The sequence below is a fragment of the Blautia caecimuris genome (genome assembly GCF_024622975.1).
Lineage (GTDB): Bacteria > Bacillota > Clostridia > Lachnospirales > Lachnospiraceae > Blautia_A > Blautia_A caecimuris.
The window spans coordinates 40442-55032 of sequence record NZ_JANJZT010000014.1 but is presented as its reverse complement, the minus strand read 5'-3'; the positions used below and the strand labels follow the sequence as shown (position 1 = coordinate 55032).

At 39.8% G+C, this 14591-nt stretch carries 15 protein-coding genes; 4 read left to right on the top strand and 11 right to left on the bottom strand.

The window, feature by feature from the left end; genetic code table 11:
- Positions 1 to 11: 11 nt before the first annotated feature.
- A complete protein-coding gene (sfsA, locus tag NSA57_RS10165; protein WP_257464774.1) occupies positions 12 to 710 on the bottom strand; it encodes a DNA/RNA nuclease SfsA in 699 nt (232 codons plus the stop codon).
- A gap of 32 nt (positions 711 to 742) precedes the next feature.
- Entirely contained in the window at positions 743 to 892 is a 150-nt protein-coding gene (locus NSA57_RS10160) for a hypothetical protein (RefSeq protein ID WP_173752383.1), read from the bottom strand.
- A 57-nt stretch (positions 893 to 949) separates the two neighbouring features.
- On the opposite strand from NSA57_RS10160, the gene NSA57_RS10155 reads away from it, so the two are divergent.
- Positions 950 to 1471, top strand: a complete 522-nt coding sequence (locus NSA57_RS10155; RefSeq protein ID WP_138271021.1) for an RNA polymerase sigma factor — start codon at positions 950 to 952, stop codon at positions 1469 to 1471.
- A 53-nt stretch (positions 1472 to 1524) separates the two neighbouring features.
- Here NSA57_RS10155 and lanM read toward each other — a convergent pair whose 3' ends face one another.
- From lanM to NSA57_RS10130, 5 genes are read right to left on the bottom strand one after another with little or no spacing between them, the layout of a single operon-like run.
- Complete coding sequence (lanM, locus tag NSA57_RS10150) at positions 1525 to 4287, bottom strand: type 2 lanthipeptide synthetase LanM (protein WP_257464773.1); 2763 nt, start codon at positions 4285 to 4287, stop codon at positions 1525 to 1527.
- Between the two features lies 1 nt (position 4288).
- Positions 4289 to 4426 carry a hypothetical protein gene (locus NSA57_RS10145; protein WP_173752385.1) on the bottom strand — a complete coding sequence of 46 codons (138 nt, stop codon included), beginning with the start codon at positions 4424 to 4426 and terminating at the stop codon, positions 4289 to 4291.
- A gap of 13 nt (positions 4427 to 4439) precedes the next feature.
- On the bottom strand, positions 4440 to 5909 hold the full coding sequence (locus NSA57_RS19620; RefSeq protein ID WP_257464772.1) for an ATP-binding protein: 1470 nt from the start codon (positions 5907 to 5909) through the stop codon (positions 4440 to 4442).
- Positions 5906 to 6619, bottom strand: a complete 714-nt coding sequence (locus NSA57_RS10135; RefSeq protein WP_138271024.1) for a LytR/AlgR family response regulator transcription factor — start codon at positions 6617 to 6619, stop codon at positions 5906 to 5908. Before NSA57_RS10135 ends, NSA57_RS19620 begins: the two co-directional genes overlap by 4 nt.
- Positions 6620 to 6626: 7 nt before the next feature.
- Positions 6627 to 7178, bottom strand: a complete 552-nt coding sequence (locus tag NSA57_RS10130) for a hypothetical protein (RefSeq protein ID WP_022068760.1) — start codon at positions 7176 to 7178, stop codon at positions 6627 to 6629.
- Positions 7179 to 7287: 109 nt separating this feature from the next.
- Between NSA57_RS10130 and NSA57_RS10125 the strand changes: the two genes are divergently transcribed.
- Both NSA57_RS10125 and NSA57_RS10120 read left to right on the top strand, forming a co-directional pair.
- A complete protein-coding gene (locus NSA57_RS10125) occupies positions 7288 to 7620 on the top strand; it encodes a helix-turn-helix domain-containing protein (RefSeq protein ID WP_022068759.1) in 333 nt (110 codons plus the stop codon).
- Positions 7621 to 7865: 245 nt separating this feature from the next.
- Positions 7866 to 8744: an endolysin-like domain-containing protein gene (locus NSA57_RS10120; protein ID WP_257464771.1), complete on the top strand. Its 879-nt coding sequence runs from the start codon at positions 7866 to 7868 to the stop codon at positions 8742 to 8744.
- Positions 8745 to 8862: 118 nt separating this feature from the next.
- On the opposite strand, the gene NSA57_RS10115 is transcribed toward NSA57_RS10120, so the two are convergent.
- Positions 8863 to 9525, bottom strand: a complete 663-nt coding sequence (locus NSA57_RS10115) for a hypothetical protein (protein ID WP_257464770.1) — start codon at positions 9523 to 9525, stop codon at positions 8863 to 8865.
- 241 nt (positions 9526 to 9766) lie between these two features.
- Between NSA57_RS10115 and NSA57_RS10110 the strand changes: the two genes are divergently transcribed.
- A complete protein-coding gene (locus tag NSA57_RS10110) occupies positions 9767 to 10387 on the top strand; it encodes an HAD family hydrolase (RefSeq protein WP_257464769.1) in 621 nt (206 codons plus the stop codon).
- Between the two features lie 85 nt (positions 10388 to 10472).
- On the opposite strand, the gene NSA57_RS10105 is transcribed toward NSA57_RS10110, so the two are convergent.
- From NSA57_RS10105 to gpmI, 3 genes are all read right to left on the bottom strand, one after another.
- Positions 10473 to 10769, bottom strand: coding sequence for a DUF3784 domain-containing protein (locus NSA57_RS10105; protein WP_022068755.1), 297 nt, complete (start codon positions 10767 to 10769; stop codon positions 10473 to 10475).
- Between the two features lie 24 nt (positions 10770 to 10793).
- Entirely contained in the window at positions 10794 to 12686 is a 1893-nt protein-coding gene (locus tag NSA57_RS10100) for a L,D-transpeptidase family protein (protein ID WP_257464768.1), read from the bottom strand.
- A 324-nt stretch (positions 12687 to 13010) separates the two neighbouring features.
- Positions 13011 to 14552, bottom strand: a complete 1542-nt coding sequence (gpmI, locus tag NSA57_RS10095; protein ID WP_147599690.1) for a 2,3-bisphosphoglycerate-independent phosphoglycerate mutase — start codon at positions 14550 to 14552, stop codon at positions 13011 to 13013.
- Positions 14553 to 14591: the final 39 nt, after the last annotated feature.

Here is a 14591-nt window from a genome sequence, read left to right as displayed (position 1 = left end):
ATACAGGAATTCTATTCTCCATCAGACACCTCCAGATCTATGGAAACCGGATCGCAGATCTCCATAAAATTTTCTCCTACCAGGCAGTCATAAGCCAGAAGCTTTACCCCTGCTTCTGCCGCTTCTCTCAGAACCATTCCAAATTCCGGATGAGTTTTCCAGTTTGGCTGAAAATACCTGACGTCCTTCATCTGGATCACCAGAAGAAGATACGCTTCATATCCGTCTTTCATGCACCGGATCAGTTCCCGCACATGTTTTATCCCTCTTTCTGTAGGCGCATCCGGAAAACGTACAATATTATCCTCTTCCAGCGTTACTCCTTTAACTTCTATAAAGGCTTTTCGCACAGGAGACTCAATATAAAGGTCAAACCTGGAATTTCCGTATTTCCTTTCTCTGTACACAGAAATATCCTCCGGAAAAAATCCTCCCTTTAAAAGCCATTCCTCTGCCGCCTTATTGGGCGCCTGGGAATCCATATTGATCCACCGGCCCTCCTTGCACACGCTGATCAGATCATATCTGGTTTTTCGCGCCGGGTTCTGCCCTTCTTCAAGGATCACCTCATATCCGGGAACCAGAAGCTCCCTGCATCTTCCTGTGTTTTTTACATGCACTGTTTCTGTCTGCCCGTCCAGCTCCACATGAGCAACAAAACGATTGGGCCTGTCCAGAAATCTGGCTTTTACCGTATGGCTGTAATTCATCTCTGTAACCTCGTTGCTGTTATCAAGTGGCTCTATTGTATCACATGTTTTTCCCTTTTTCCATTAAAATTCAGATTCCCCGTCACATCTCTTTTCCCATTTTTCCTGTGCTTATAATCACCTGGTGCAATGTAAATTAATTTAATATCTGTAGTTTCTTTAAATTTCTCAAATTTTTTCATTTCTTAGTTTCTGTTTTATTCTCCATTCACTACTTCCACTTACAAGGAGGTAGTTTTATGGAAACAATCATATCATTAATAGAAAAACAAAAAACCGGTGATGTACAGGCCACTCAGGAAATCTGCAGAAGAATGACGCCTCTTCTGAAAAAATATGCTGCCAAACTTTACTGTATGGAATATGATGATGCCATGCAGGAATTATACATTGCATTACTGGAAACCCTTCCGTATCTGAACCCCACAAAAACAGAAGCAGAATGCCTGAATTATATAAAGACAACTGTACATAACCGCTATCGTTTCCTCTGCAGAGGCTGCTTATCTGTACCTCAGTCAGAATCTATTGAAGATTCCATTGATACGCTTTCTGCTCCCTCTTCCTTTGATGAATCCTACTATGATATCTGTAACTATATCAAAGCCTTGCCGGAAAAAGGAATGCGCAGACAAATTATGTCTCTTTGCTTTTTCCAGTATAAAACTGATTCCGAAATCGCAGAACAGCTTCATGTATCACGCCAGTATGTAAATCGTATCAAAAAACAGCTGATCACTGAATATTTCAGTGAAAGATAATGTAATAAGCCCCACAGTTTTCTGTGAGGCTTATCTGATACGGATTTTATTATTTATTTCATCTCTGTATATAGTTTCAACAAAGCATATGCAACTCCTGATATTCCATTCATAAATGCAGGATTCCGGGTTTCCGAAGCATTCAGATCATCTTTCTGCTCCAGCATAAAAAACAATTCCTGAACCTTTTGGTTATAAATTTCTCTGAACTCAGGATTTTTATGTTGTTCCAGATATTTCTTCATAATCAGAATACGCCCGGCCAGTCCATGACAAATACAGATCCTGCCATCCTCTTTTCCATAAAACAGACTGCGTGAAGCTCTTTTTATATCTTCTTCTGTTTCCTGGTGTTCTTTTATTTTTTCAATCTCCAGACGGGCAAGAAGAATTCCGGGAGCCCCATGGCACCAGGCATTCATTACCTTCTGTTCACCTTCCGGGCTTCTGAGATCCAGCCAGTTTTCTTTTTCTTCTGAATACAGGCTGTTCTCATACTCACAGAGTAAATTTATTTTTTTCAGATACTCTCTGTTTCCGGTTATCTGATACAGGGCAGTATAAAGCATTAAAAATCCACTGTTTCCATGAGCCATTCCCGCCAGTGGCTTTTCTGCACAGGAAAGCTTCCATCCGCAGCCCTTTTCCATGGTCTGTCTTCGATTCCATAAATTTTTTTCAATCTCAACAGCCTCTTTCAGATATTGATCTGCCGATTCCGCACTTTCTTTTTTTATCTGATACAGCTTCAGGGCTGCAATAGCTGCTCCTGCATTTCCACTTAAAAGATCATAATTTACATCCTGTGAAAAATATTTTTTTATGACAGCAAAATGTTTTTCTGCATAGCTCAGATATTTTTCCTCCCCTGTAATTTCATGTAAAAGCAGAAAAGTATATACAACAGAACATTCTCCATCAAAAACTCCTGTTCTTATGCTGCTATTTACCTGTCCCATTTCCAGTTCCTGTGTATAAATACACATCCTTTTTACAGCAAGATTAAATACATCCTTTGCCTTTTCATCCTGAAAATATTTTAAATACTCCCCCAGCAGCAATACAATTCCGCAAATACCATCATAAAGATACATTCCTGCAGGCACCATTTTCCACAAACCATTTTCAAAAAACTGCAGACCGGTCCATCCTGCTCCATCCTCCGCAGTGACTGCTGTATCCACAATCCAGTTAATGATATTTTTTAGCTGGTTTTCTATCTGTGTTTTCCGCACAGTTCCAGAATGCTTTTTATAAAAACTGCTTCTTTTTTTTCTCTGCATTGTCATAGAAAGCCAGATCAGATCGCATTGATACTGACAGTCTTTTTTCCCTAAATGTTTTATATGGATTTTCCATGACTCATAAGGAGAAACAGGAAAATAGTCTTTCACACTTTTCCCATCTCCGGTGTAAATACAGCGTTCCCTACCCTCTGTATGAAAGCATGGAATATCATTTTCCAGCAAATCCTGTATTTCATAATCATGTATTTTTTTCTGTGTTTCCGTCTCCCCTTCCCTGTGCATTACTTGTAAAAGCTGCGCTCTTCTCTTTCTTTCGCCCACATAATCCGGATGCCAGGAAAGAAACCTGTACATGCTATACTGCTGTGTATGGCGCAAAATCACGCGGGCTCCTGTGTCATAAAAAGCTTCCAGCATCTCTGTTATCGCTTTATCTGTTAATACTTTTTCATACGCAAACCGAAATCCCTGTTCCAGATTTCCTGCATATTCATATGCATTTACAATTTTATCATTTATCTTCAGTGTATTTTCTTTTATTTCAAATTCTACCGGCTGATAATCTATATACATTTCTGACGTTTCTGCTTTTTTTACTGCCGGAACCCGGAAAGGAGTCACAATTTTGCCTGTATTTACAGCGCTGAGTATAACTGCTTCCTTTCCTGCTCCCCAGGTCAGAACAGGTAAAATTCCTGTATGTAAAACTGATTTTGCCAGAAGTGTTTCTGTTTTTCTCCTTACACTACTTTCTTCTGTTTGTATAATATATCCCGGACAGGTTTCCAGATCTATAATAACCGGATGTTCTCCGTGAGCCATCACATTTTCTCCATGAAGATCTGTAACTCCCAGAGTATAGCCCAGCATTAAGTGGATTCCCATGCGAAAAAAATAACGTCTGACCTCCTCCTCAGTATGGCAGCACTGCCATTCTATATGTTTTTCCCATCCGTAAGTATCTCTTATTAAATATCTCTGCTCTATACAGGAAATTCCTGCTTTTTTACAAAGATATGCATAAATCTCCTGATATCTCTGACTGTTTTGGAGACAGTGAGGCTTGTAATACACCGTGACCCCATTGTCCATCTCCACTCTGGCAGTCTTTTTCCCTCTGTTGTGAGCATCTCCCATAAAGCTGACTTCACGTATATCCCCAAAGTCCCTTCCATGACAGAATGTTTTTATGATCTGACTGTAATCTGTTTCCAGATGCTCCAGGATTTCATCTGCCAGCTCATAATTACATTGAATTTCCATAAAAAGCAGTCTGGCGAGTTCAGGAAACTCTTTTAAAATCTTATAAACGTTTTCTCTGCAATCCAGCCACTTTTCATGATAAAACCGGTACTGTTCTTCTGGTGTTTTTCCCTGAAGAAATCCCGTTTCTTTTTTTCTGTGAATATCCTGAATCAGTACACGCTCAGCAATTCTCTCAATATTTTGAATTGTCTGCCGACGAATCAGGCCGGAAATACAGTCTGTTTTTTTTATATCTATAGCTTTCCTGTTTTTCAGGTCTTTGATCCCAAGATCAAAGACCTGTCGGCAAAAATTCTGAAACATGTTAACTGCAACATACCAGTGTAACAAAACCTCCACATGTAGACCACGCCATTTCTTCCAATTCAACTGTCAGCTCTAATTTCTGAAGTTCTTCCATCTCTGCTTTAATGTCTCCATTGTAATTCTGTTTTGTTTCCATTTGATTTTCTCCTTTATTGTGTAATTATAATTGATACCTCAAAAAAACCGCTTTTATATTCGAAACTGATTTCTCCCTGGTATTTTTCCATAATCCTCCTGACGCTCTCTACACCTAAGCCATGTCTGTCTGCATTTTTCTTATGCGTAACAAATTTATTATTTTTTTCTACTGGCTGTGTTTCACAGGTGTTTTTCAAAGTCATCAGGAACATTTCATTGATATTCTGGATAGACATCCAGATCTTTCTGTTCTCTTTTTGGCATTGTTCTGCCGCCTCAATAGCATTATCCAAAAGATTCCCCAAAGCAACAATAAAGTCAGCATCCTCCATGGGGATTTCTGAAACCTTTGCATCAAGGGAAAATTCAATATTCACAGTGTCCATTTTACGTTTTTTAATATTCAACATAAAATCAAGAGTAGTGATTCCTGTCCAGAAGCTTCTTGATCTGTCTACTATACTCTTCTGAGAACTTTCGATAAACGCAAGAGCTTCCTGATTCTTCCCTGTATGGATACATTCTTTTAAATAACACAAAATGTGTTTTTCATCGTGAACCAGATGCCTGTATCGCTCATAAGATTCATTTAATTCCTGATATTGATATTGCATAGTTTCATTGCGAACTTCAAAAATCTTCTGCTCTGTATTTTCAATTTTTCTAAATGAAATTAATACTACAAAACTTGAGGCAAAAAAACCCACGCAGGTCATAATTAATATTCCCACAAAATTTCTTTTTTCCGCTCTTCCTACTCCGCTATTAACCAACAAACGAAGCATTTGCCATTCTGCAATAGTAAATATAAATACTATTATTTTATATTTTTTGAAGATTTCTTTTAATATAAATTTCACAGGAATATATTTCAGCAACAGTAAAATTACCAACTCAATTATCAACCAGTAAAGAACTTCCTGATATGTATGTTGTCGGGGATACAGGAAAAATTCTTTAAAATATCTTTTTTCAAATATCCCCATATAAGTGATATAAATAATCTTTGTCATACTGATGCTGGCGAGATATGAAATCTCCCACAAGTATGCTTGTAATACTGAACACTGATAAAACACATATATAAAAATTATTGGAAAAATATTTCCTACAATTAACATCAGATCTGAATAATATGAACACCAATACTGGCATGTGAGTAATAATACACTCCAGCTTAAGAAACAATATTTCCCCCATTCTATTTTCATTTTACCCTGTACTTTTCTTCTACTAGTAATGATACACAAAATAAAGCAAAAACAAATGCCCAACAGCACTTCCCATATATATTTCATTTTTCCATGAAAGAAAAATACTGAAAATATATAACTAACCAGTATTAAAACACTAATCAATACCACTTCCGCTGCTATCTGATTTTTTCCCATGTATTCTCTTTTTGGAAAAGCCTGGGCAAAAATGTGGATTCCAAGTCCTGTTTCCAGAAATGTTGCCAGTATATATAATGCAATTTTCACGGTTCACTCCTCCAGAAGTCTGCCACAGCATTCTTTACTCCTGTATACTTCGTAATTCCCACCGGAATACGCACACCATCCCGCATAAAGATTTCATAATCTTTTACTTTCATGATGTGCCGGATATTTACCATCATCCCTTTATCTACAGACAAAAACTCTCTTGACTTCAGTTCTTCCTGAAAATGAATCATGGATTTCCGGATCTTACTTTCTCCGAATCTGTGGACAATAACAACATATTTCCCCTCTTTTCTCATGTAATAGATATCAGAATATGCAATCTTTTCTATCTCTCCCTTTTTCTCTATTACATAATACTGTTCTTCTCTTTTCATAAGTTCAGGAAGAAGAGATTCATATGCCTCAGGAAGTTTTTCTTCCATTTTTGTCTTTGGAATATAGCGGTATGTATTTACTTCATAAGCATCTACTGCATAATCCATATAATTGGTAATAAAAATCATTGTTGGATCTGCATAATACCTGCGAATTTCTCTTGCCACTTCCAGACCATTTTTCCCCGACATTTCTATATCCAGAATATAAAGATCAAACCTTTCTTCTTTCAGACCTGCAATAAACCATTCCCAGCTCTGAAATACTTCAATTCTGTGTTCAATTCCTTTTCTGGCAAAAAAACTGTGTGTTATTTTTCGTTCTTTTTCCAGGTATATTGCTTCATCATCTAAAATCATAATCCGTATCATACGCTTTCTACTCCTCAACAAATGTATAAAAACGAAAATTTTTTACATCATAAAAATAGCATTCCCCCTTATTGATCACCAACTCATATACCTCTGCATCTTCCGCTTTCTTTCGCTGATACCGGTACACATATCTGCCCTCACAGTGTGTCTTTACCTTATAGATAATATCATCTACCAGTTCTGCGATAGTCATTGGATGTTCCTTCGTTGGTTTCCATTTTCCAATCATGCTGCGTACCTGCGCTCTGTTAAGCCTGATTCTTTTTCCAAAGCTGTTTCCTCTTGGAAAAAAGTCATCTTTTGTCTTTCCTGTATATTCCAGTACTTTCTGTACGGACAAATCAGCCTCATCCAGGGCAAATCCCATATTGGCATACGCCTGCATATGCAACAGCGCCAGTTCAAGATATTTGTAATTTCCTGACTGTTCATACCACTGATTGAGATTGTGAATGCTTTCATATACAGTTTCTTTCACTGTAATCCCTCTGTTATGAAGTGTTTCTAATGCATACATCATAACATAAGTTTCCCCGAAATTTCCTGTTTCTTCCAAAATTTTTCCTCTTTTCTTTATACGTCATTTTTGCCTTGTCACATGTCATGTATGCGTTTCATTTTCTGTCGATTTATTGCTACACTATAACAAAGAAAGGACGAATACTATGAAACTTGATTTAGCTAAACGCCTTGTAAATGCAAGAACCGAAAAAAACTTAACGCAGGAAAAGCTTTCTGAATTATCCGGTGTATCTGTCAGTGAGATCAGCCGTATTGAAAACGGAAGATATTCCGCAACTGTAGAAACTCTTTGCAGACTTTCCAATGCTCTTGATGTAGGATTAGATTCTCTTTTATATGATCTTTTCCCTAAAAATACCCATATACAAAATCCTGACATCCAAAAAGTTGTCTCTATCATGGAAACTATGGATGAAAAGCATGCAAAAAACGTAGCAGACATTGTATACATTTATGATCGTGGACACAAGAGCTAACTGTGCTGTCAGGTATTGCAGCAAAATAAGAATATACTTTTTTCACTGACTTTTACTCTACTGTCCTTAAAACAGCAAAAAATGTCCTCCAAAAAGGTGTGATATAAAAATTTCTGTGTTCTGGGAATTTTTATTATGCCTTTTTTATTTTTTTTGTTTACACTTTTTATTTTTTTCACTCTTTATAAGGTGTATCGCCGGTGAACAACAAAAACAATTACAACACATTTAAGGAGGACAAACAAATGGGTAAAATTGAAAAAGCAACACAGTGGATGATCGACCTTGCAAATAATCCGAAACATGGATATGACCAGGACAATCGCTGGGGACCTGACTACGACTGTTCATCTGCAGTTATCAGCGCATGGCAGGCTGCAGGTGTTCCAGTAAAATCAAAAGGTGCATCCTATACAGGTAATATGAAATCAGTATTTATTTCCTGTGGTTTTAAAGATGTACGCTCCAGCATTAATCTGAGTAATGGCTCTGGTTTAAAACGGGGTGACGTACTTCTGAATACAGTCACACATACTGCAATGTACATTGGTAATGGACAGATTGTTCATGCAAGCATCAATGAAAATGGCACCACTACTGGCGGAAAAACTGGAGATCAGACCGGAAAGGAAATCTGTATCAGAAGTTACTACAATAAAAACTGGGATTGTGTTCTTCGTTATATGAATGACGATTCTTCTGTAACCCCTCCGCCAAGCGGAAATGTTTATATCCGTCAGGGCCAGACTGCTGCAAATAAATTTGTAGGCGCTGGGCTTACTATTACAGGTGTACGTGATGCTGCTACTAAAAAGGCCGGAATCAAGGTTTTACAGAAAGCTATGAACCTGGATTATGGCTCCGGGCTGGCTGTAGACGGTGTCTGGGGTCCTGCCACAGAAGCAGCCCTTGGAAACCATTATGTAAAATCAGGTGAAACACAGTATATGGTAACAGCCTGCCAGATTCTTCTTCTGATACGAGGATTTAATCCTAATGGAGTAGAATATCCGGGTACCTTCGGAAGCGGATGTCTGGCTGCTGTAAAAAAATTCCAGACAAACATGAAGCTTCCGGTTACAGGCATCTGCAATGCTGCAACATTTATTAAACTTGCAAAATAACATAATAGTATACTCGTTTTTCATGATCTTCATTTTCCTTATCAATATGTATTAACAAAAAAGCGGATATTGCTCCCCTACAATATCCGCTTTCATAATTTTAATTAATAAAAATCACTTATTCCTGTGTGGTCCAGTAATAGGTCTCCCCATTTTCATTTGTAACAGGATCTCCATTCTCACCTGCATCATCAATCTCTTCCCTGGAACCATAGCAAACCCCATTTTCATCATACCAGTTTCCATCCTCAGACTGTTCTACATAAACTTCTTTTCCATCTTCCCCATAAAGATAGCATCCATTAAACCCTGTCTGGCTCATGACATTTTCCTGTTCCCCTGTAGAATCAGAATTATCATCTGAATTCTGATTCTCCTGCTCCTGGGAGTCGCTCTGAGTTTCCTCACTACTGCCTTCTGTTTTCTGGCTGTCTGAAGCAGAGCCGTCCTCCTGTATATCCCATTGAGCTCTGTATTCCTCATCCCACAAAGCCTGAAGCCCTTCACTGTCTTTTAACCAGAACAGCTCATTTTTTTCTTTCTCATCAGAATTCTTCAGGTAAAAAGCTTCACCTCCATCTTTCTCTTTGCGTACATAAGAATCCTCCCAGTCTTCAGGAACCTTCAGCTCAATTTCTCCCATACGGAACACAAGCATACCATCATCTGTCTGCTCTACATATTCCCACTGAGGAACCGAAGGCTGTGCCATCAGAACATTTCCTGTAATAAGACAGCAGCCGGCTCCTATTGCCAGAGCCATAAAAACTTTTCGTTTCATTTTGTATTTCCTCCTTTTCTGATATTTCCAGAAATTCACACCTGAATCTCTACAGAAAGCTTTCCAATGCTATGTTACTCGAAATAAAATCAGTGTTTTCCATCTGTCCTTCAACTATACAAAAATGTCTTTTTTCTTTGCTGACATGTTGATTTTTCCGTCACCTCTGTGTATAATCCAAACTGTTAAAACAGAAATCTGATATCCAAAAACCATATATTTACATACAGGAAGGAATTTTATGGACAGTATTATTTTTGATGTAGACGGAACCCTGTGGGATTCCACGGAAATTGTTGCAGAATCCTGGGATGAGTACCTGCACAATAAAGAACATATGAATATAACAATCACAGCCGAAAGACTGATGGGACTTTTCGGCCAGCCGCTTCCGGCTATTGCAGCTCAGTTATTACCGGACAAAACAGAAGCAGAACAGCTTCGGATCATAGATGCCTGCTGCCAGGCGGAGCACGAGGCTCTTCTGAAAACCTGCGCCCCTCTTTATGAGGATCTGGAAAAGACTCTGAAAGCTCTTTCTGAAAAATATCCCCTTTACATTGTCAGCAACTGTCAGGCAGGATATATTGAAGTATTTCTGAAATCTTCAGGGCTCGGAAAATATTTCAGAGGACATCTGTGCTTCGGTGATACAGGTCTGGAAAAACACGATACGATCCTGAAGCTTATGGACACCTATCATCTGAAAGACACTGTGTATGTAGGCGATACTATGGGAGATTTTCTGTCCTGCCGCAAAGCCGGTATTCCCTTTGTGTTTGCCTCCTATGGTTTCGGAGATGTGCCGGAACCGGATTACAGGATCAGCAGGCCTGCAGATCTGACAAAGCTGTTTGGTTAAAAAACGGGGAAACTGCGATTTAATCCTAAATCACAGTTTCCCCGTTTTCTTCTGATTATTTTTTTATTTCACTCCAACGTTCAGTTCAGTTTTTCATGCATTTCTTTTTCAGATACCACATCAGTCCTGCCATAATAATTACAAGAACCACAATATATCCGATCTTTGCCGCAACGGTTGTGGTGTAGGAATCAATTAAGGTGACAATTCCGATCAGGATTAAAGCCACGCCTGAGCCCTTTGCCATTTTTGTCTCATCATATTTGGCTTTGCGAAGCTGGGCGTTTCCTCCCTTCATAAAAAAGTCTCCATGTCCTGTCAGAAGCAGAATCCCCACGATCAGAGAAGCTCCTGCAAGAATAAAATCAAAAGATCTGCTCATTTCTATGTTATTCCTCCATTATCTTTAATAAAAGCATACGATCGGTACATTATAGTCAATAATGCTGTACAGAACTGCTGCATTTTCCGGTGGGAGATTGATACAGCCATGCGAACCGTTGGTCAGATAAATATCTCCTCCGAACGCATCTCTCCAGGGAGCATCATGGAATCCAATACCGCCGTCAAAGGGCATCCAGTAATCTACAGGCTCTTCATATTCATAGGTTCCATCCGGTTTTTTGTCTCCCCGGAGAACCGAAGGACTTGTCTTGGAATATAAGGTAAAAATACCTGCATGAGTCTGTCTGTCTGAATAGCTCATATTTCCGGATACAAACTCTGAATCAAAAATCAGAGAGCCTGACTGATAATAATACATATGCTGATTGCTGAGATCTACCTCAATATACGTATTTCCAAGATCATTTAAACCATGAGAATTAGCTGTCTGCTCATATATGGGTTCCCGTGTTGTCTGGGTTCCCGACTGAATTTCCTGGGCAAGCTGAGCTGCCTCCGCCGCCTGATCGATCGCCCAGCCGTAAACGGAGCTGTATACATAAACCGTCCGTCCACTGGTTGTATGAAATTCCCGTTCTGTGCCCACCGTGTTATAGGTTGCTGCAAGCTGTGCCACATAATCTGCAATGTGCTGGTGGAACGTATTGTCATCCATCAGAAGCTGGCCTTTTTCGTCAAACTGAAGCCAGTCCTTGATCGTGTTTCCGTCAAGCGTTGCTGTCTGGTCTCCAAAGGTATATGTGATGCTGGCCTTTGTATAATTATTGCAGGCCTCCAATGCTGACTGAAGCTCCGGGTCATTCTGAGTTACTTCTGCTGACACATATGCATCCGGCGCTGTTCCAAAATCAATAGACGCCTGTGTGTCAGCTACAGCCTGATCCAGGATCCTGTAAGCCTGTTTCACGTTAAGCTGGGTGCCTTCTGTTTCCGGCACAATCTGGAACTGATTATCCTTAAAAGCTACATAGGCGTTTTCCGGTGCTGTCTGATTCTCGGTTTTTGCACAGTTCAGAGCTGTAACCTGCTGCTGAAGCAGGGTTTTATCATAGGCCACATTTTCTGCCACCGTATAGCTTTTCTGCTCATAAAAACCTTTGATCCACTCATAGGGCTTCTGATTTTTCAGAAGCTGAAGTGTCTCCCCGGTGGACAGATACTGGTAATTGATCTGCTCGCCTGTAATCATCTGAGGTTCCTGGTTTCTGGAAGATACCTGAATGGAATAATCCTGTACCTTATCTGCCAGAGCCGTTTCTACCTCGTATGCCGTCTTGCCTGAACAGTCGATTCCGTTGATCCAGGTTCCCTCAAAAAAGCGGTCTGAATAATAATAGGTCATTCCCGCATAAGCGCATCCTGCAACAACAACCGCCATGGCGGCTGCCAGTCCTGTGATCTTCAAACCTTTATGCTTTTTCCTTTTATTTTCCGGAAGAAGCGCCAGCTTCTCTTCTATGTCATCCATCGGCACATATTTTACCGGCTGAGGTCTGGCTGATTTTAATTTTCCGGAAGCTTTTATATTACGGGAAAAATCCTGGGAACCTTCTTCCGGCTCATCATATCCTTCTTCATCATATTCCGCATCTTCGCCATGTTCTTCCTGGGAGCCGTACTCCTCTTCAGGATCATAGTCCTCCTCTGATTCGTACTCCTCTTCAGAATCATATGCTTCATCCGATTCGTATTCTTCTGAATCATATCTTTCTTCTGATTCGTATTCTTCTGTTTCAGACTCTCCGTTGTCCGGTTCGTATTTCCTTTGGGAACTGTTTCTCTCTTCCTCAGGATCTTTCATGATCTTGTCCATTGCCGCATTGATCTTATCTTCAATATCAATGTTTTCTCCGGGTCCGGATCCCACATCATTTCTTTTTTTCTTACTGCTCATCTATCTCCATTCTCCTAGACTGTAACATCAAAAAACTGCTGTTTGTGTATCGGATTTTTAATCTTTCATATTATAACATATTTCATGGTATTTGTACCATATCTGCCCTATGTTTTTTCATAATATACCAGAATTTCCATAATTTTATTATAACAGCTGGCAATACTTATATTGTATCCTGCGTTGTCTTTTTTATCCTTAATATGCAAAAACCCTGAGCAGCACAGGATTTTCCTGTATTGCTCAGAGTTTTATTACAGATGGAGATCTTCAGCTTTATCTTATTGACAGTTTCCGCCTGCGTTCCATCACAGTTTTTATGTTTTATTTTTCGATCAGAAGGGATTCTCCTGTCATTTCTTCTGGTTTTTCCATTCCCATAAGCTCAATCAGAGTCGGAATAATGTCAGCAAGACATCCGCCCTCTTTCAGAGTATATTTCGGATCTGCATTTACAAGAATAAACGGAACCGGATTTGTTGTATGAGCAGTAAATGGTTCTCCTGTTTCATAATCAACAAGCTGCTCTGCATTTCCATGGTCTGCACAGATAAACATCTGTCCGTTTACTTCCTTCAGAGCCTCTACTGCTCTTCCCACACATTCATCCACTGTCTCCACAGCCTTAACTGCAGCAGCTTCCACACCTGTGTGACCTACCATATCCGGATTTGCAAAATTGATGATCACAACATCATATTTGTCAGATTTGATAGCTTCAACCAGCTTGTCGCAAACCTGAGGCGCGCTCATCTCCGGCTGAAGGTCATAGGTTGCAACCTTCGGAGATTTTACAAGGATTCTGTCCTCTCCCTTATTTGGCTCTTCTACACCGCCATTAAAGAAGAAAGTAACATGCGCATATTTTTCAGTTTCTGCAATACGAACCTGGGTCATATCATGCGCTGCCAGATATTCGCCAAAGGTATTGTGAAGCTGTACCTTATTAAAGGCTACGATCTTATTCTGAATAGTATCGTCATAATTTGTGAAGCATACAAAAGTCAGATCCAGCTTCTTCTCCCGCTCAAAGCCTTTGAAATCATCATCACAGAAAGCTCTTGTGATCTCGCGGGCACGGTCCGGGCGGAAGTTAAAGAATACAACAGAATCGTGATCCTGAACAGACGCTACCGGTTTTCCGTCTTTTTCGATTACAGTAGGAAGTACAAATTCATCCGTTTTTTCATTGTCATAGGATGCCTGTACAGCCTCTGCCGCATCGGTTCCCTTTACGCCTTCGCCCTGAGTAAGAGCCTTGTAGGCAAGCTCTACACGATCCCAGCGGTTGTCTCTGTCCATTGCATAGTAACGTCCAGAAACAACGCCGATCTCACCTACGCCAATCTCATTCATTTTTGCCTGAAGCTCTTCAATGTATCCTTTACCGGAAGCCGGAGGTGTATCACGGCCATCCAGGAAGCAGTGAACATAAACCTTTTTCAGTCCTTCTCTCTTTGCCATTTCCAGAAGTCCGTAAAGGTGTGTATTGTGGCTGTGAACGCCACCGTCAGAAAGAAGTCCCATAAAATGAATTGCAGAATCGTTGTCCTTTGCATTTTTCATTGCTGCCAGAAGCGCCTCATTTTTAAAGAAATCGCCGTCATTGATTTCTTTTGTGATTCTTGTCAGCTCCTGATATACAATACGTCCTGCGCCCATATTCATATGGCCAACTTCAGAGTTACCCATCTGGCCATCCGGAAGACCTACTGCCAGTCCGCTTGCATTTCCTTTTACAAAAGGATATTCTGCCATCAGACTGTCCATAACAGGAGTCTTTGCCTCATATACTGCGTTGCCGTCATGTCTGTCATTCAGTCCATAACCGTCAAGGATCATTAAAACAGTTGGTTTTTTGCTCATAATGTTCTCCTTTTTGTATAATTTCTCTGCATAATCACA